Here is an 18,533-nt window from a genome sequence, read left to right on the forward strand (position 1 = left end):
CAACACATATCAGTGTCAACCAATCCGTTGCCAAAGCGCGATTGGTTACGATATAAGAGGGCGTTGATCAGGATGAAAGCGGGATTTATATGACGCTGTTTACCGAGGACAGGCTGCACTCCGCGACCGCAGCGGAGGCCGATCTAGGCGGCGGACAAAGCGCGCTCGTGCAGCTTCGCGCATACTTGGCGCAAGGGAAGTTTCCGCCGGCAACGCGGCTTCCGCCGGAGCGCGAATTGGCCGAAATTCTGGGCGTTTCGCGTGGCGACCTGCGCAAGGCGCTCGCAATCCTGGAAGACCAGGGCGAACTTTGGCGTCATGTCGGCAAGGGCACCTTCATTGGGGCTCGGCCGGCGGGTGACCTTTCATCGGTCGCCAACATCGCCAACCAGACGAGCCCGGCCGAGGTGATGCATGCCCGCCTTGTCATCGAGCCAGAGCTGGCCCGGGAGGCGGCGCTTCACGCCACAGCGGAAGACGTCCGAACCCTAAGGCATTGCGCCTCAAGCGCCCGCATGGCGGAGACATGGCGCCAGTATGAGAATTGGGACAACCGGCTCCATCGAGCCATCGCCCAAGCATCGAGAAACGCCCTGCTCCTGGCCGTCTTCGACACGATTAACGCCGTGCGCCGGACGGTGGTGTGGGGCCGCCTTCGGGACGATCTGCCACGCCCTCCCGCCGATCACCACAGCTTTGCCGATCACGATGCTATCGTGGACGCGATCGAGGAGCGTAATCTTAGTGCCGCCGCAAATGGCATGCGCCTCCATCTGCAGCGCGTCCAGGCGCGGCTGCTTGGCCGCCGCGATATCGCTGGCTAGCTGGGCGCGGCCGAGTGCCGGACCAGCCCATGCGGAACTCAAGAACATCTTCAACATGGCGCATCAGAACGCGGCGACCAACAGCAGGCGCTTGCTCCTGCCGTCTATGCCTACGCTGCAAATTGCAGATACCGGTCTTGGGTGGCGTGTGTCGATCGCGGGACCCGATTTCCTGCCCAGCCTTGCTTGCTTCCGCCTTAGCAGCTTGGTTCCGGCTGGAGATCTAGATCGAATTGGTTAGCTATAAAGAGTTAGCCAGATCCGGCGGCTGGCGTTTTCGCCTCAAATCAAGCCCAGCAAGCTTTTTCAACCAAGTGAAAGTTGTTCACTTGCAGAAACATAACCATGTGGAACATCGGACCGGACCTACGCATATTTGGCAAGTAGCCCGCGACATCATTAATGCTAGGATTTGAAGAGATTCTCGAACGCCAATGCTTTTCGAGAATGAGGAGGATATTCACAGCGGATGGCTGCATAGCGGGGGCGGTCTGAATTGAATGAGCGCGCGGGTACACAGGTGGTCGGCGTGTCCAGCATTTCCGGCGCGCGGATGACGATCGTCATTCCGGCGCTTGGCGCCGGCGGCACCGAGCACGTGGTGAGCCTCGTCGCAAACCATTGGGTCCGTCTCGGTTGCACGGTGACGTTGATCACCCTGGAGTCGCCTGATGCCAGGCCCTACTACGCCTTTGATCCGAGGATCTCCATCGATCGTCTCGGCTTGCCGTCGCAAAGAGCCTCTCAGCTCAGAGCCGGTTGGTTGGTGATTAAGAGAATACATCGACTACGCTCTGCCATCCGGCGCTCCCGCCCCGATTTCGTGTTGAGCTTTCTGACCCGAACGAACGTTCTGACGCTGTTGGCAACGATCGGGCTGCCGCTTCCGGTAATAGTTTCCGAGCGCAATAATCCGGCGCTGCAGCCTTTCGGCCCGCTCTGGAAATGGCTCCAGCTTTGCTTGTATCCGCGCGCGTTCGGCCTCGTGACCATGACGAAAGGAGCTCTCGACTATTTTCCGTCGGAGGTACGCCATAGGGGATGGGTGATTGCCAACGCCGTCGATTTGCCCATCGGGTGGCAAAATCGGCGCGGTAACAATATCTTAACCGCGGTGGGTCGCCTGACGCGGCAAAAAGGTTTCGATCTCCTACTAGAGGCCTTCGCCAAGATTGCCTCCAAACACCCCGAATGGAAGCTCGTTATATGGGGTGAAGGCGATGACAGGAAAGAGTTGGAGGCTCTTCGGGATGCGCTTGGCTTGAGAGATAGGGTGGAGTTGCCGGGCGTGACGGAACGGCCAGGGCTTTGGGTCGAGACTGCCGACGTCTTTGTATTGTCATCACGCTACGAGGGATGGGGCATTGCCTTGCTCGAGGCGATGGCCGCGGGTGTTCCTGTCGTCTCCTTTGCATGCGAATGGGGGCCTACGGACATGGTTAAGCACGGCGAGGACGGAATTCTCGTTTCCAGCGGCGATGTAAATGCCCTCGCCGATGCACTGGCCAACGTTCTGGGCGACGGTGCTCTCAGGACGCGCCTCGCCGTAAATGCAGAAGCCAACGCAAAGAAATTCTCGTCGGAGCATATACTTTCTCAATGGGATGCCGTCGCGTCGTCAGCCTTGCAACGCTCAGCCTCGCAAAACGCCGCTATGATGTCGCGCGTTGAGTCCGCTTCGGTATGAGGTAGCCGGTAGCAGTCCGATCCGGCCAAGACTGCTGCCAACGTAGATAGGCGCAAGGTCGCTCGACGCGCAGTTCCACGCCCGTTGTCTGATCGGTCCGGTCAGGCCCACGAGCCGGGGGCTTGCGGTAAACTGCAGCCTGGACGACGTGGTCTCATGAGCTAATCACCCCATCCGCTCCGACGCATAACTTCCCGGGCTCGGCGGGAAGACCACGACGCGGTTGCCGTTGATGAAGCAGCGGTGGTGGATATGGGCGTGCACGGCGCGGGCCAGCACCTGGCTTTCGACGTCGCGGCCGATCGAGACATAATCCTCGGCGCTTTGCGCATGGGTGATGCGGGCAATGTCCTGCTCGATGATCGGTCCCTCGTCGAGATCGGCGGTGACGTAATGCGCCGTCGCGCCGATCAGCTTGACGCCGCGCTCATAGGCCTGCTTGTAAGGGTTGGCGCCCTTGAAGCTCGGCAGGAACGAGTGGTGGATGTTGATGATCTTCCCCGACATCTTCTTGCAGAGCGCATCCGAAAGCACCTGCATGTAGCGGGCGAGCACGATCAGCTCCGCACCGGTCTGCTCGACGATTTCCATCAGCTGGGCTTCGGCCTTCGGCTTGTTCTCCTTCGTCACCTTGATGCAGTGGAAGGGGATGTCGTGGTTGACGATGACCTTCTGGTAGTCGAAGTGGTTGGAGACGACGCCGACGATGTCGATCGGCAGTGCGCCGATCTTCCAGCGGAAGAGCAGGTCGTTGAGGCAATGGCCGAAACGCGACACCATCAACAGCACCTTCATGCGCTCTTCGGAATCGCGGATTTCCGCGGTCATCTCGAACCGTTTCGCGACCGGCTCGAAGCCTTCCTGCAATTCGTCAAGCTTCACGCCCTCCTCGCTGATGAAGACCAGCCGCATGAAGAACAGGCCCGTTTCGAGATCGTCGAACTGCGAGCTGTCGGTGATGTTACAGCCCTTCTCGGCGAGAAAGCCCGAGACTGCCGCGATGATGCCGGTCGTCGACCTGCAAGTTATTGTAAGAATGTGCGATTTCACGAATATCTTCCTTAGATCACGATGATTTTGGGATCGACCCAAAATCATAAACGTGATCGATTTCTAATAAGCTAGAGCGGGATGCGGGCGGAAAACCGCGCACACTTTTCCTCATCCCGCTCTAGGGCATTATTGTCGGTCAAATGCGCTACACCGCGACGACGGCAACGCAGTCGCCCTGCTTGACCAGACATGGGAAGTGCCGGGCGGCCAGCAGCCCATCCATTTTCGCCTTTATCGCGACAGGTTCGGCGCCGGTGCGTCCGATGGGGTAAATGCGGGCGACCACGTCGCCCTTGTGCACCTTCTCCCCCAGATCGACGAGTGGCTCGATCAGGCCTCCGTCTTCCGCGAACAGGAAGCAGTCCCCGTCCGGCATGTCGAGCCATTCGGTCTTCGACGCCTCGACTGCACCTTTCAAGATGTCGGCGGAGCGAAGTACATTCCTGACGCCGCGTTTGGCGATGCCAGCGCTCCTGGCGGTTGCGGTTCCGCCACCGCCGAGTTCGGTGGTGATGAACACCTTGCCCATTTCCTCGGCCGCAGTGTCGTACATTCCGACCGCATCGATCTCCAGCATCTTCATCGACCAGGGCGCGCCGAACGCCTTGACCAGTTCGAAGGCCCTTGCCTCCTGTTCCTTGTCGGGCAGGATGTGCGCCGCGCAGAACGGCAGGAAATCAAGCGTCTTTCCCCCCGAGTGGAAGTCGAGGACAATGTCCGCGAGCGGCAGCAGCTCTCGCTGGAAATAGTCGGCGATCTTCTGCGTCACGGTGCCGTCCGGTCTTCCCGGAAAGCTCCGGTTCATGTTGCCCTTGTCGATCGGCGACGTACGGGTGCCGGCGGCGAAGGCGGGATAGTTCATGGCAGGTACGATGATGACCCGCCCCTTCACCTCATCCGGCTCCAATGTCCGGGCGAGATCGAAGAGCGCGATCGGCCCTTCATACTCGTCGCCGTGGTTGCCGCCGGTGAGAAGGGCCGTTGGCCCATCTCCGTTCTTGACGACCGTGATCGGGATCATCACCGATCCCCAGGCGGAATCATCACGGCTGTAAGGTAGCCGCAGGAAACCGTGCTGGACGCCTTCGGCCGAAAAATCGACGCTTGCTGAGATCGGCGATGGCCGCAATATCGTCTCGGTCATTTGATGCTAGTCCTTGATAAAGAGCTGGCGCGGCACGTTGGCGAAGCACTCGACACCCGCCTCGGTGATGAGGATGCTTTCCGTGGTCTCGAAGCCCATGTCCTCGAGCCAAAGCCCCGTCATGAAGTGGAAGGTCATGCCCGGCTTTAGTTCCGTCCTGTCGCCGGGACGCAGGCTCATGGTGCGCTCGCCCCAGTCAGGCGGATAGGAAAGCCCGATCGGATAGCCGGTGCGATTGTCCTTGACGATGCCGTATTTCTTCAGGACCGCGAAGAAGGCGCTGGCTATGTCTTCGCAGGTGTTGCCCGGCCTGGCGACGGCAAGTCCCGCCTCCATTCCCTCGAGGGTCGCCTTTTCCGCGTCGAGAAAGGCTTTGGTCGGCTTGCCTAGGAAGACGGTGCGCGACAGTGGCACATGGTAACGATTGTAGCAGCCAGCGATCTCGAAGAAGGTCCCCTCTCCCGCCTTCATGGGCTTATCGTCCCACGTAAGATGCGGTGCGGTCGCGTCACGGCCCGAAGGCAGCAGCGGCACGATAGCCGGGTAGTCGCCGCCGATACCGTCAACCCCGCGCGTGCCGGCGTCATAGATCTCCGCGACGAGATCGCATTTGCGCATGCCAACCTCGATCTTGTCGAAGATACGCCGATGCATGCCCTCAACGATGCGAGCCGCGTTGCGCATGTACTTGATCTCGGTCTCGCTCTTGACCGCGCGCTGCCAGTTGACGAGCGCCGTCGCATCGACGAAGCGAGCATTCGGCAGATGCTTTTGCAGCGAGGCGAAGGCCGCGGCGGAGAACCAGTAGTTGTCCATCTCGACGCCGATCCGCAGTGCCCCCCAGCCGCGGTCGGCAAGGATGCCGGAGAGGTAATCCATCGGATGGCGCTCGGTGGACTGCACGTAGTGGTCGGGATAGCCGATGATGTTCTCGTGCTTCAGATAGGCCGTCAGCTTCGCACCGTTGGCGTCCTGACCGCGGCCAAACCAGATCGGTTCGCCCGACGGCGGTACGATCACGGCCTGGTGCACGTAGAAGGACCAGCCGTCATAGCCCGTCAGCCAGGCCATGTTCGAAGGGTCGCTGACGATCAGCAGATCGACGCCCTTCGCCTCCATCGACTGGCGCGTTTTGAGCAGTCTTGCTTCGTATTCCGCCAAGGAGAATTTGAGATTGGGTTGCGTCATCGTCGTTTCCTCCATTTCCCCCCGGCCTAGCTTTCGAACGTGGTCCCGGCATCCGCCGCATTGGCCCGCGTGAAGGCGAGAGTGGCTATTGCCGTATCCTGAATGCCCGTGCCGGTGAGATCCGCGACGGTGATCTGATCGGCGTCAGAGCGTCCCGGTCTCTGGCCGGCGATGATCTGCCCAAGCTCCGGGAAGTCATTTCCGACGCCGACGACGCCAGCCTCGATGGCGTGATGCAGTTCGCCCAGCCTGCGCGTCTGCGCGAGACTGTCGGCCACATAGAGATCCGCGCGGCCAATGACGGCGGGCTCGATCTCGTTCTTGTGCTCGGCGTCCGATCCCATCGCCGTGACGTGCTGTCCTTTCTCGAGCCATTCCGCTTTCAGTATCGGCGTGCTCGAGGGCGTCGTCGTGATGATGACGTGTGCGCCCGAGACAGCCGCCTTGGCGTCTGAAACGGCAACCACGGGGATCCCGAGCTTTGCAGCAAGCTCATCCGCCGCGGCCTTGGCCTTCGCATGATCGCGCGCCCAAATGCGCGCTTCGCGGATCGGCCGCACCAGCGCGAGCGCCTCAAGCTGCAGCTTCGCCTGCATCCCGGCACCCAGAACCGCGGCGACGCTGGCATCCTCCCGGGCAAGATGCTTGGCGGCAACCGCTCCGGCGGCGGCGGTGCGTACATCCGTCAGGTAGCCGTTGTCGAGGAGCAGCGCCTCAACGAGGCCGGTGCGGCTGGACAGGAGCACCATCATTCCATTGGTGCTCGGCAACCCGATCTTCGGATTGTCGAAGAAGCCGGGGCTGATCTTGATTGCAAAGCCTTCGATGCCGGGAACATAGGCCGTCTTGACGTCGACTTCGCCGCGGTACTCGGGAATATCCAGCCGCAGGATGGGCGGCATCACCACGGCCTTCGTAGCCAAGGCATGAAAAGCGCCCTCGACGCAATCGACCGCCTCGAGGTCGAGCGATACGACGGCCCTCAGATCGGCCTCTGTGAGAATCTTCATTTGTCTCATGTTCTACCCTCCCGAAGGGGATCCGTTTCGCCGTTTATCACGCGCCGGTGCAGCCCCATGTCGATGTTGCGTCCTGAAAGGATCACCGCGACGGGTCCGTTGATGTTTCTGATCTTGCCCGCCAAAAGGGCCGCGAAGCCGACGGCCCCCGCCCCCTCGACGATCTCGCGTTCCTGTTCGTAGGCGTGACGAATGCCGGCGGCGATCTCTTCTTCGGAAAGCAGCACGACGTCGTCGAGGAGATCGCGGCACATGGCGAACGTGACCCGGTTGTCCAGTCCGATCCCCCCGCCGAGTGAATCCGCAAGACTTGCCTCTTCCTCGACTTGCACGGGCCGGCCGGCGTCGAGGCTCGCCTTCATCGCCGCCCCCCGCTCCATCGTCAGCCCGATCACCCGCGCCTTCGGCCGACGTGCCTTGACTGCGGCGGCGACGCCCGCCGCAAGCCCGCCACCCGATAGCGGCACCAGCACCGTCGACACCTCCGGCATGTCCTCGACAATCTCCAGCCCGAGCGTGCCTTGACCTGCAACGATCGCCGGATGGTCGAAGGGCGGCACCATCACCAGCCCCTCCTCGCTGACCAGGCGGTCGACCTCCTGCTGGGCCTCGTCTTGCGATCTGCCGACGATCCTCACATTCGCTCCGAGGCGTCGGATCTCCGAGAGCTTGTTCTCCGGTACGAGTTGGGACATGCAGATCGTCGCACTCGATCCTTCGGCTTTCGCCGCATGGGCAAGCGCCCGGCCGTGATTCCCCGTCGAGGCCGCCACGACGCCGCGGGCCCGCTCTTTCGGGCTGAGCGACAGGACCGCGTTGGCGGCGCCGCGCAGCTTGAAGCTGCCGGTGGTCTGGTGGTGTTCGAGCTTCATGCCGACAGGCAGGCCGCAGCGTTCAGAAAGCGACGCGGAAAGGACGAGCGGCGTGCGCAGCACCCGGCCGGCGATCCGTTGGCGGGCAGCCAGGAAAGTGTCGAGCTCCATCACTGGCATTCCTCCAGCCATTCAGAGATGCTTCGGGCGAAGCTTCGCGGCACGACAAATTCGCCATCGCGCTCCGAGGAACGCGTGAACATGACCGGGATGCGGTGCAGCGAGGAAAAGGTCGCCAAACCCAGTGTGCGGTCCCAGTCAATCGCCAGACACTTGGAGACGACATCGCACAGATCAGGCGTAGAGACCTCGATGCGTATCCGCCCTTCGCTGAGGTCGAGTCTGCAGCCCAATTCGGGCGGAATGCCGGAAGCAATCGTTGACGAGCGCTCCCTCGGGAAGATCCAGAAGCGGCGTGGTCCCGCACGTACGACCTTCAGGCCGTCGCGGCCAGCGATCTCGCCGACCTGCGTCGGCAGGGCGCCACCGATCTCGCGGGCAAGCGCCGCCTCGAACGCCGCAAGTGCGCCGTCCCATGCATCGCATTGAATGAGCGGGCATGGCAGTTGCTTCAGCACCATGCGCTTGGCAGATGACGTCTCAACCATGCATGCGTTCTCCGGCGGGATCGAGGAAGACAGGCGAAACGACGCGCGCCCGCACCACCTCGTTTTTCATGGGATAGGAGGCAATCACCTCGTCGCCTTTGAAGTCCGCGGCGAGGAGACCGAGGCCGATGTAGCAGTCCAGCTCCGGACTGTAGGTGATCGACGTCATGCGGCCGTGGCCGTGGCCTTGCAGCGGCTCGCCGGGCGCAAAAAGAAGCGCCCCACCGCGAAGCCGTTTGCCGGGTTCGATGCATTTCAGGCCGACCAGCCGCTGACGGTTTGCCGCCTGAAAAGCCTCCCGACGGCTCAGCGCCTCTCCGACATAGCTGCTTCGCTTGGCGACCATCCGTCCCATGCCCAGGTCCGAGAGCGTCGTTCTGCCGTCGATTTCGGGGCCGGCCACGTGGCCCTTTTCAATGCGCAGCGCCCCAAGCGCCTCGACTCCATACGGTTTCAGGCCATAGGGCGCGCCGACGTCGATCACGTGCCGCCAGGCGGCTTCTCCATTCGAGGCCCCAACATAGATCTCATAGGCGCGCTCGCCCGAGTAGCTAAGGCGTATGATCCGAAGCGGACTGTCCTTGAAGGTTCCCTCGGCCAGCCCCATGTGCGGCAGCGCCTCGTTGGAGAAATCGATATCCGGGAATGCGGCAGCGAGTATCTTACCACTCGCGGGTCCCGCGACCGACATGCCCGCCCATTCGTCGCTGACCGACGAAACCGAGACGCGCAGATCGGGCCACGCCGTGTCCAGGAGGAATTCCAGCCAGGAAAGCACGTCCGCCGCCTTGGCGGTCGACGTCGTCATGAAGAAGCGGTTTTGCCCGAGGCGCGTCGTCGTTCCGTCATCGAAGACGATGCCGTCGTCGCGCAGCATGACGCCGTAACGCGCCCGCCCGACCTTAAGGCTGGCGAAGCCATTGGCGTAAACCCTGTCGAGAAAGGTGGCCGCGTCCGGTCCCTGGATGTCGATCTTGCCGAGCGTCGAGATGTCCATGATTCCCGCCGCAGACCGCACCTGCCGCATTTCGTTGACGTAAGCCGCATTCACATCCTTGCCGGATGCCTCGAAGAACCACGGTCGCATCCAGAGCCCGACCTCGAGCATTTGCGCGCCGTTCGCAGTGTGCCAGTCGTGGATCGGTGTGAGGCGGTAGGGACGGAAGTGATGACCTGTCGCACGTCCGGCAACCGCCCCGATCGCCACCGGCGTGTAGGGCGGCCGAAACGTGGTCGTTCCGGCCTCCGGGATCGAAATCCCGCGCAGCTTGGCCATCACCTTCAGGGCGTTGATATTGCTGGTCTTGCCCTGGTCCGTTCCCATTCCAAGCGTCGTATAGCGCTTGAGGTGTTCGACCGACTCGTAGCCCTCCCGCTGGGCGAGCTGGATATCGTCCAGCGTCACGTCCATCTGGAAATCGACGAATGCCTTTCGCTGACCGAAGATCGGCTTGTAGACAGTCGTCGGTCCGGCCGTTTCCTCAATCTCCAACACGGGGGCTTCGGCGACCGCTGCTATCCTTCCGGCAACAGCGGCCGCCGCGCGGCCGGCGCGGCTGCCTTCGGCAACGGCAGCAGAGACACTCGGGCTTCCCGACGCCGCGCCCACGACAAACTGGGTTTCAGGAAGTTGCCCCGGAACGAAGGCGTCGATGTCTGTCCGATAGACAGGCTTCACTCCCTGGTGCGACGTCAAATGCAGCACCGGAGACCAGCCGGCCGACATGCCGACCAGATCGCAGCTGACGCTAGTGGTGCCTGTCTTTCCTGCGAGAACGACACCGGTTACCGCATATTTGCCTTTCACATCCGCCACATTCGTCGCGAGATGAACCTCCGCGCCCATTTGCTTCGCCTTCGCCAGCAGCGTCGGCTCCGCGAGCGGCCTTGCGTCGGCAATCGTGACGCGTGCCCCGTGGGCGAGGAGATCGAAAGCGGTGAGATAGGCGCTATCATCGGCGGTCGCGATCACGACATTTCTGCCGGGCAGAACCGCGTAGCGATTGAGATACGTTCTGATCGCCGAGTTCAGCATGACACCGGGCCGGTCATTGTTCGGGAAGACCATCGGCCGCTCGATCGCGCCGGTCGCGAAAACGATGCTTTGGGCGTGCAGCAACGTGAAGGTTTTCCGCGCCACGCCCATCACGGGACCAGCGAAGGGATCCGCATCCTCGATCAGCGCGAGCGTGTTCCCGTCATAGAGGCCGAAGGCGGTCGTGCGGCGCATGATGCGCACGTTCGCCATTTCCTCGAGCTCGGTCCGCATCGCGCGCAGCCATGCCGCTCCGGCAGGCTCGGAAAGCAGTCGGCCGCCGATTTCGAAGTCCTGCTCGATCAGCAACACACGTGCTCCGGCTTGCGCGGCGGCTCGGGCGGCGGAAAGTCCGGCGGCCCCACTGCCGACAACCGCCACGTCGGTGAAATCGTCACGGGAGTCGTACACATCTGGGTCCGGCATCATCGTCGCCTTGCCGAGACCCGCAGCCTTGCGGATGAAGTGCTCATAGAACATCCAGGCCCGGCGGCTCGGCCCCATGAAGGTCTTGTAGTAGAACCCCGAGGAAAGAAGCGGGCTGAACAGGCTGTTGACGCTCTGGACATCGAAACGCAACGACGGCCAGTTGTTCTGGCTTGCCGCTTCCAGGCCGGTTGTCAGTTCAAGCATCGTGGCCGGCAGGTTCGGCTCGCGGCGCGCGCCCGTGCCGACCGTTACCAGCGCGTTCGGCTCTTCTGCGCCGGCGGAAAGGATGCCGCGGGGGCGATGATACTTGAAGCTCCTGCCGACCAGCGAAACCCCGTTCGCAAGCAGGGCGGAACCCAGCGTGTCTCCCTTGAATCCCGCGTATTGACGGCCATCAAACGTAAACTTGAGGACTTGCGAGCGGTCCAGATATCCGCCTAATGCAAGGCGCTTTTCGGTTGAAGTCATGCCCGTTGCCTTCTTGAAAAACTGACCGAATGGATCGAATGCGTGACCGTGTCGCGCTCGACGACGAGCCATTGGCGGCAGCCGAGAACATGCTGCCAATACTCCCGATGCAGCCCCTTGGGATTGGCCCGCACGTAAACATAGCGGTACCAGGCATCGAGATCCGGATTGTCGTGCGCGGGCCGCTCGACGGTGGCATCGCCGCCGTAACGGAATTCGCTATGGTCACGCACGCCGCAGCAGGGGCAATCGATACGAAGCATCTCGCTCTCCTATTGAAGCCAGGCGAACGGGCCGGCGCCCGCTTCGTCGATCATGTGCCCGCTGCGGAAGCGCCCCAGCCCGTAGCCGCGGACGAGCGCCGGCGTCTCGCCGGTCGCCAGCATCTCGGCGAAGCACCAGCCGGATGCAGGCGTCGCCTTGAAACCGCCGTAGCACCAGCCGCCACTCAGATAGAGACCATCGACGGGCGTCAGCGAGATGATCGGGCTTGCGTCCGGCGTCATGTCCATGATCCCGCCCCAATGGCGCAGCAGGCGCAGGCGCGAGATGTTCGGCATCAGCGCGATCGCTGCTTCGCAGACCTCCCGCAGCACGCCGGTGTTGCCGCGCTGGGAGTAGGAGTTGTAACCATCGAGGTTGCCGCCAAAGACAAGGCCGCCCTTGTCCGACTGGCTGAGATAGAAGTGGTCCGCCCCATAGGCCACGACATGGTCGACCAGCGGCTTGACCGGCTCCGTCACGAAGGCCTGGAGCAAATGGCTCTCGATCGGAAGTTCCAGACCCGCCTTCTGGGCAAGGACGGACGTATGGCCGGCGACCGCAAGACCGACCCGGCCGGCACCGATACGGCCGCGGGTGGTTTCAACGCCGACGATCCGATCACCCTGCCGGACAAAGTCCGTAACTTCGCAGCCCTCGATGATGTCGACGCCGTGGCCGCTCGCCGCGCGCGCATAACCCCAAGCCACCGCGTCGTGGCGGGCGGTGCCGGCGCGCCCCTGGAAGATCGCGCCATGGATCGGAAACCGCGCGGTGTCGGAGAAGTCGAGATAGGGCACGAGCTTGCGCACGGCGTCCCTGTCGAGGATCTCCGCATCGATGCCGTTGGACCGCATGACATTGGCGCGGTGGCTGAACGTATCGAGCTGATCCGCCGAATGTGCCGTCACGAGCTGGCCGCGCTGCGAGAACATGACGTTGAAGTTCAGGGCGGCCGACATTCCCTCCCAGAGCTTCATCGAGAACTCGTAGAACTGAGTATTGCCGTCCAGCAGATAGTTCGACCGGATGACCGTCGTATTCCGGCCCACATTGCCGCCGCCGATATAGCCCTTCTCCAGCACCGCGACGTTGCGGATGCCGTGGTTTTCGGCGAGATAGAAGGCGGTTGCGAGGCCGTGTCCGCCGCCTCCGATGATGACGACGTCATAGGAGGCCTTTGGACTGGCGGCGCGCCAGGCGCGTTGCCATCCCCGGTTGCCTGTGGCTGCGTGGCGCAGCAGCGAGAAGACCGAATAACGGCTCATGACAAGTCCTATCGAACGATCGGGCCGAGCGGCGTGCGCGTCAGCACCTCGGGTCCGGTCTCCGTCAGCAGCACGGTGTTGGAGACAAAATCGTCCCCCTTGCCGGTCCCCATAAGCCAGGAAAGGATGTGGAAGCTCATCCCCGTGCGGATCTCGAGATCGGAATCGTGCCTGAGACCCGTCACCGTATTTCCCCCGGTCCACGACGGGGGCTGACCGACACCCACACAGTAGCCGCAGTGATGGCGGCGGTAGTGGGAAAGGCCCGCATTGTCGACGACAGCCTGCCAGGCGGCGTAGACATCTCGGGCGCGCGCACCGGGCTTGAGCGCCGCGACAACGGCATTAAAGGCCGCCGCCGTCACTTCCGCCATGCGCGCATCGGCGTCGCTGATGCCTCCAAGCCGGATCAGGCGACCCAGGGGCGCGTGATAGCGCGAGATGCATCCGGAAAGCTCGATGAAGACCGGCTCCCCCTGGCGGTAGTTTCCAGATCCCCACGTCGTGTGCTCCTCGCCAAGCCGGGAGGCCGGTCGGATGAAGGGGCCAAAGCCCGGAACATGACCTCCAGCGCGGGTCATCGCGGCGATGCACTCGGCAGCAATGTCGCGCTCGCGTGCACCGTCGGCGATCGTCTCGATGGCGGCGCTCGCCGCCGCATCGGTGACCGCGGCGGCCCGCCGCATGAGGACTTGCTCCTCGGCGCTCTTCACCAATCGCAGCTGATCCACGAGGTTGGAGACATCGCTCCACTCGGCGGACACCAGCGATTCCAGCCGCCGCGCAAGCCCGTGGCTGAGCCCGGACGTCCATTGCTCGAGCCCGAGCCGCTTTCCGGCAAAGCCCTGATCGTTGAGAATGCGCGACGCGAGGTCGGCTGCGGTTTCGCTGTCGCTGTGGCCGCGGAACTCGGCCGCGCGGACGTGATTTTCGATCGTCACGCGCTCCATCGCACGCGTGACGAGGGTCGGTACGCCCCGTAGCGGAACGATGAGAAGGTGGGGGGCAAAGTAGCCCCAGTGGTCGAGGCCCGTCAGGTAAAAGATGTTTTCCGGCGATGCGAAAACCGCCGCGTCGAGTCCGCGATCGACGAGCCCCGCTCTCACAGCTTCAAGACGGCGCGCGATCTCGCCATCGGTAAAGGGATTACCGTCCATAGTCTCTCTCTTGTCTTCCGCCCTCGGCCGGCGGCGCTTCGAATGGATATCGATCAGCGTCTATTCGACGACGATCAGCTCCCGCGGCGACGTGCAAAGCTTCTCTCCGCCCTTGTCCGTGACAACGAAGGACTCGGATATCGCCAGGCCAAAATCGCCAAGCCAGACGCCCGCCATCATGTGAAAGCACATGCCCGGCTGTAACTCGGTCCGGTCGCCGGGCCGGAGACTGACCGTGCGCTCGCCCCAGTCCGGCGGATAGGCGAGGCCGATCGGATAACCGACGCGGCTTTCCTTCTTCAGTCCCCGGCTGCGCAGAACCGCCTGCCATGCGGCCTCGACCTCCTCGGCGGTGTTGCCGGAACGCGCCTTTTCGAGCCCGGCATCCACACCGTCGACAATGGCCTTGGCGATATCGAGGTAAGTCTGCGGCGGGCGACCAAAGTGCACCGTGCGGGTCAGCGCCACATGGTAGCGCCGCCTCACGCCGGCGATTTCAAGGATTGCAAGACCGGACTGCGGCAGAGGATCCTCGGTCCAGGTCAAATGCGGTGTGGCAGTGCCTTCGCCAACGGGCATCAGCGGGCAGATGGCGGCATAGTCGCCACCGAGACCACCGACGCCCATGATCTGGGCGTGATAGAGTTCGGCGATGACTTCGTTCTGCGGCACCCCGGGGCTCATCTTGGCGATGGCCCGCTCCATCGCATGTGAGCAGATGGCGCCGGCCTCACGCATCAAGGCCAGTTCGGGCTCGGATTTGATCAGGCGGGCCCAATTGACCAGGTCGCCGTTGTTGGAAAAGCTGGCCTCCGGAAGCCCTTTGACGAGATGGGCGTGGCACCGCGCTGTGTAGTAGTGTGCATCCATCTCCACACCGATGCGCGCCTTCCCCCAGCCACGGGCGCGCACCAGCTCGGCAAGCTCGTCGAAGGGATGGCCTTCCGGATTCTGCACCAGATACTCCGAAAACGGCACGACGTTGCTCTGAGGTAAGCCGGTCGTCAGAAGGGCGCTCTTCTCGTCCTGCGCCCGGCCGAACCAGATGGGCAGTTCCTCGTCCACGTGCACGAGGACGCATTGCGGAACATAGAACGACCAGCCGTCGTAGCCGGTGAGCCAGCCCATGTTCGCGGGATCCTGACATATGATGAGGTCGAAGCCCGCCCGTTCCATGCGTTTCTTCACGTCACGGATCCGGCGGGAATACTCCGCCGCGGTAAAAACAGCCGACCTGCTCACGACATCTCCTCCATCGTGTACGACGCCATAGATGTGTACATCATTTTGCATGACACGCAACAGGATCCAGACATTTTCGCATTTTTTGCAGGAAGTCTTGCCAAAGCGGGAGTCAGATGTATACTTCTATTCTCTCGCGAGGTTTTTATGCCGTCCGAGGCGAACACCATCTTCAAAAAAAGGGGAACCCATGTTCAAAACTCTCATTTCGCGCAGGAATGCACTGAGGGCCGCAGCCCTCACCATCGCCGCCGCGTCCTTCTCCGGCTACGCCCATGCAGAAACGACGCTCGAGAAAGCAAAGGCCGCCGGCTATATCCGCATCGGGTTTGCCAATGAGGCGCCCTTCGGATTCGCCACTCCGGACGGAAAGCTCACGGGAGAGGCTCCGGAAGTCGCCAAGGCCGTGCTCAAGAAAATGGGCATTGCCGAAGTGGACGGCGTCCTCACCGAATTCGGCTCGCTTATCCCTGGCTTGAAGGCAGGTCGTTTCGACATCATCGCGGCGGGCATGTTCATTAATCCCAAGCGCTGCGCCGAGATCACCTTCTCCGAGCCTTCTTATGGCATCGGGCAGGCCATGCTGGTTGCGAAGGGCAATCCCAAGGCAGTAAAAGACTATTCCACTTTCGCGTCCAACAAGGATCTGAAGCTCGCGGTGATGGCGGGTGCTGTCGAGAGTGGCTACGCCAAGGATGCGGGCCTCTCCGCCGAGCAGGTTGTCTCCCTTCCCGACCAGTCCAGCCTCGTCGCCGCTGTTCAGGCCGGCCGCGCCGATGCGGCAGCCCTCACGGCGCTGTCGATCGCCGAAATGGCCAAGAAAGCGGAAGGCGTGGAGTCGACCGAGCCCTTCGGCGAAGTTGCCGGAAAGTCGGTAAAGGGCCATGGCGGCTTCGGCTTCCGTAAGGAGGACAAGGATCTCGTCGAGGCCTTCAATAAGGAGCTCGTCGCCTTCCTGGGCACCCCTGAGCATATCGCCCTCGTCGAACCGCTGGGCTTTGGCAAGGCCTATCTGCCCAACAAGACGACCGCGCAGCTCTGCGCAGGCGAATAACGCCTTCTGGCCGGCGGCGCGAAAGCGCCGCACTTCCAATCCCTGCGTTCATGAGGGACCCAGATGTGGATTCGCATGCTCGCCGCAATGCTCGCGGCAACGTTGGTGCTGATTGCCCTGCTTTCAGCCAACGCTGAATACCGGCTCTTCATGCCGGGTTTGCTCGAAGGCGCCGTGCTGACGGTAGAGATAACGCTTCTGGGAGCCGTACTCGCCGTGTTCATGGCGCTGGTGGCGGCGCTCGCAAAGCTCTACGGCCCTCTGCCGATAAGATGGCTTTCGACGACCTACATTGAGATCTTCCGCGGGACTTCCGCGTTGGTGCAGCTCTTCTGGCTCTATTTCGTCCTGCCGCAATTCGGCGTATTCCTTGACGCCTTCCTGGTGGCGGTTCTGGCGCTCGGCCTGAACATTGGAGCCTATGGAGCGGAGGTGGTGCGAGGTGCCATCCTCTCCGTGGCCCGCGGACAGTGGGAGGCTTCGATCGCGCTCAACATGTCGAAGGCACAAATGCTGCGTCGGATCATCCTGCCTCAGGCCTTTACGGCCATGATCCCTCCCTGGGGCAACCTTTTTATCGAATTGGTGAAGTCTACCTCGCTCGTTTCCCTGATTACGCTGGCGGACCTCACCTTCAAGGCCCAGCAGATGAACCAGACCACGCTGAAGACCGTCCCTGTGTTTACCCTCGTACTGCTGATCTATCTGGCCATTTCTCTAACCGTCACCATTGTCATGCGCCTGCTTGAGCAGCGTGCTTCGAAGGGACTGACACGCGGAAGGGTCGCCTGATGTGGGACTGGACATTCACATTCGAGATTCTGCCGGTCCTTGCTCGGGCGGCGATCATGACGGTCCAAGCGACCGCTCTCGGCTTCACTATCGCGGCGACACTCGGGCTTGTGCTCGCCTCCATCAGGCTGGCCTTTCCGGTTGCCGGCGTCGTGGTCACGGTATTGGTGGAACTCATCCGGTCGACGCCCCTGCTTATCCAGATATTCTTCCTATACTTCGTCTTGCCCAAGGCGGGGATCGTGTTGGATGCGTTTACCGCGGGCGTGGCAGCGATAGGCATTCACTACGCCGCCTATTGCTCCGAGGTTTACCGGGCCGGATTCGAGAACGTACCGAGGGGGCAATGGGAGGCATCCATCGCTCTCAATCTGTCCCCGTGGAACACTTTCAAGGATATAATCCTACCTCAGGCTCTGCCTCCCGTCGTTCCCGCGCTCGGAAACTATCTGATCGCGCTTTTCAAGGAGACGCCCTTGCTCTCGGCCATTGCGGTCCTCGAGCTCATGCAGACCGCAAAGAACATCGGATCTGAAACCTTCCGCTATACCGAGCCCGTTACGCTCGTCGGGGTGTTCTTCCTTGTCATGAGTCTGGTTTCAGCGGGCATCATCCGGATGCTCGAATCCTGGTTGCAGCGGAGATAAAAGATGAACGACATGCCAATGGTACGCTTCGAGAACGTTTCAAAACGCTACGGCCCGCTCACCGTTCTCGACAATCTCGACCTCGATATCGGCCGTGGCGAGAAGGTGTCGATCATCGGCCCCTCGGGCTCCGGCAAGACGACCGTCTTGCGCATGCTCATGACGCTGGAGGCCATCAATGATGGTGTCATCTGGGTCGATGGGGAACCGATGACGCATATGATGCAGAACGGCAAGCTTGTGCCCGCGACCACCAAGCACATACGCCGGATCCGCGCGAAAATCGGCATGGTGTTCCAGTCCTTCAACCTCTTCCCGCACATGACGGCGATGGGAAACTGCATCGAAGCGCCAATAACCGTGCTCGGAATGAAGCGTTCGGAGGCTGAGGAACGGGCGGCGGAGCTCCTGAACATGGTCGGCCTGTCCGCCAAGAAGGATCACTACCCGTCGCAGCTCTCGGGCGGACAGCAACAGCGTGTGGCAATCGCGCGGGCACTTGCAATGCGGCCGAAGATCATGCTGTTCGACGAGGTAACGTCGGCGCTCGACCCGGAACTTGTGGGCGAAGTTCTGCAGGTTATAAGGAAGATCGGTCGCGAACACGACCTGACCATGCTCATGGTTACCCACCAGATGGGCTTCGCCAAGGAGTTTTCGGACAGGGTGTGCTTCTTCTATCAAGGTAAGATTTGCGAACAGGGCGCCCCTGCGGAAATCTTTGGAAACCCCAAGAACGAAAGGACAAGGCAGTTTCTGAACGCTGTCTTGGAAGCAGGATAACC

The 18,533-nt window shown here is 62.0% G+C and carries 17 protein-coding genes; 6 read left to right on the forward strand and 11 right to left on the reverse strand.

Translation table 11 applies throughout. The features are described from left to right. Positions 1-89: 89 nt before the first annotated feature. Together PZN02_RS23840 and PZN02_RS23845 are read left to right on the forward strand one after the other, a co-directional pair. Positions 90-824, forward strand: coding sequence for a FadR/GntR family transcriptional regulator (locus PZN02_RS23840; protein ID WP_280663106.1), 735 nt, complete (start codon positions 90-92; stop codon positions 822-824). Between the two features lie 553 nt (positions 825-1,377). Further along, complete coding sequence (locus tag PZN02_RS23845; RefSeq protein WP_280663250.1) at positions 1,378-2,511, forward strand: glycosyltransferase family 4 protein; 1,134 nt, start codon at positions 1,378-1,380, stop codon at positions 2,509-2,511. 165 nt (positions 2,512-2,676) lie between these two features. On the opposite strand, the gene purU is transcribed toward PZN02_RS23845, so the two are convergent. The 11 genes from purU to PZN02_RS23900 form a co-directional block, all read right to left on the reverse strand. Next, positions 2,677-3,561: a formyltetrahydrofolate deformylase gene (gene purU / locus PZN02_RS23850; protein ID WP_280663107.1), complete on the reverse strand. Its 885-nt coding sequence runs from the start codon at positions 3,559-3,561 to the stop codon at positions 2,677-2,679. Positions 3,562-3,709: 148 nt separating this feature from the next. Beyond that, the gene (gene doeB / locus PZN02_RS23855; RefSeq protein ID WP_280663108.1) at positions 3,710-4,708 is read right to left on the reverse strand and encodes a N(2)-acetyl-L-2,4-diaminobutanoate deacetylase DoeB; all 999 of its coding nucleotides are present in this window, start codon (positions 4,706-4,708) and stop codon (positions 3,710-3,712) included. Between the two features lie 6 nt (positions 4,709-4,714). Beyond that, positions 4,715-5,896, reverse strand: coding sequence for an ectoine hydrolase DoeA (gene doeA, locus PZN02_RS23860; protein WP_280663109.1), 1,182 nt, complete (start codon positions 5,894-5,896; stop codon positions 4,715-4,717). A gap of 26 nt (positions 5,897-5,922) precedes the next feature. Continuing rightward, complete coding sequence (eutC, locus tag PZN02_RS23865) at positions 5,923-6,915, reverse strand: ectoine utilization protein EutC (RefSeq protein ID WP_280663110.1); 993 nt, start codon at positions 6,913-6,915, stop codon at positions 5,923-5,925. Continuing rightward, positions 6,912-7,907 carry a hydroxyectoine utilization dehydratase EutB gene (gene eutB / locus PZN02_RS23870; RefSeq protein WP_425336347.1) on the reverse strand — a complete coding sequence of 332 codons (996 nt, stop codon included), beginning with the start codon at positions 7,905-7,907 and terminating at the stop codon, positions 6,912-6,914. Before eutB ends, eutC begins: the two co-directional genes overlap by 4 nt. After that, entirely contained in the window at positions 7,898-8,395 is a 498-nt protein-coding gene (locus PZN02_RS23875) for an aminomethyltransferase family protein (protein WP_280663112.1), read from the reverse strand. Before PZN02_RS23875 ends, eutB begins: the two co-directional genes overlap by 10 nt. Further along, on the reverse strand, positions 8,388-11,327 hold the full coding sequence (locus PZN02_RS23880) for a sarcosine oxidase subunit alpha family protein (RefSeq protein WP_280663113.1): 2,940 nt from the start codon (positions 11,325-11,327) through the stop codon (positions 8,388-8,390). The genes PZN02_RS23875 and PZN02_RS23880 overlap by 8 nt, the downstream gene beginning before the upstream one ends. Then, positions 11,324-11,590, reverse strand: coding sequence for a sarcosine oxidase subunit delta (locus PZN02_RS23885; protein WP_269285711.1), 267 nt, complete (start codon positions 11,588-11,590; stop codon positions 11,324-11,326). Before PZN02_RS23885 ends, PZN02_RS23880 begins: the two co-directional genes overlap by 4 nt. Before the next feature lie 9 nt (positions 11,591-11,599). After that, positions 11,600-12,856: a sarcosine oxidase subunit beta family protein gene (locus PZN02_RS23890; protein ID WP_280663114.1), complete on the reverse strand. Its 1,257-nt coding sequence runs from the start codon at positions 12,854-12,856 to the stop codon at positions 11,600-11,602. An 8-nt stretch (positions 12,857-12,864) separates the two neighbouring features. Continuing rightward, positions 12,865-14,013 (reverse strand): M24 family metallopeptidase, encoded by a 1,149-nt coding sequence (locus PZN02_RS23895; RefSeq protein WP_280663115.1) that lies wholly within the window; start codon positions 14,011-14,013, stop codon positions 12,865-12,867. 60 nt (positions 14,014-14,073) lie between these two features. After that, a complete protein-coding gene (locus PZN02_RS23900; RefSeq protein ID WP_280663116.1) occupies positions 14,074-15,255 on the reverse strand; it encodes a M24 family metallopeptidase in 1,182 nt (393 codons plus the stop codon). A gap of 190 nt (positions 15,256-15,445) precedes the next feature. Between PZN02_RS23900 and ehuB the strand changes: the two genes are divergently transcribed. The 4 genes from ehuB to ehuA all read left to right on the forward strand — a co-directional run bounded on the left by ehuB (position 15,446) and on the right by ehuA (position 18,531). After that, positions 15,446-16,309: an ectoine/hydroxyectoine ABC transporter substrate-binding protein EhuB gene (gene ehuB, locus PZN02_RS23905; protein WP_280663117.1), complete on the forward strand. Its 864-nt coding sequence runs from the start codon at positions 15,446-15,448 to the stop codon at positions 16,307-16,309. A gap of 63 nt (positions 16,310-16,372) precedes the next feature. Continuing rightward, positions 16,373-17,101 (forward strand): ectoine/hydroxyectoine ABC transporter permease subunit EhuC, encoded by a 729-nt coding sequence (gene ehuC, locus PZN02_RS23910; protein ID WP_280663118.1) that lies wholly within the window; start codon positions 16,373-16,375, stop codon positions 17,099-17,101. Then, positions 17,098-17,748, forward strand: a complete 651-nt coding sequence (ehuD, locus tag PZN02_RS23915; RefSeq protein WP_280663251.1) for an ectoine/hydroxyectoine ABC transporter permease subunit EhuD — start codon at positions 17,098-17,100, stop codon at positions 17,746-17,748. The genes ehuC and ehuD overlap by 4 nt, the downstream gene beginning before the upstream one ends. Positions 17,749-17,751: 3 nt before the next feature. Further along, positions 17,752-18,531, forward strand: a complete 780-nt coding sequence (gene ehuA / locus PZN02_RS23920; RefSeq protein WP_280663119.1) for an ectoine/hydroxyectoine ABC transporter ATP-binding protein EhuA — start codon at positions 17,752-17,754, stop codon at positions 18,529-18,531. Positions 18,532-18,533: the final 2 nt, after the last annotated feature.

It is taken from the genome of Sinorhizobium garamanticum (assembly GCF_029892065.1).
In the GTDB taxonomy this organism is placed as follows: domain Bacteria; phylum Pseudomonadota; class Alphaproteobacteria; order Rhizobiales; family Rhizobiaceae; genus Sinorhizobium; species Sinorhizobium garamanticum.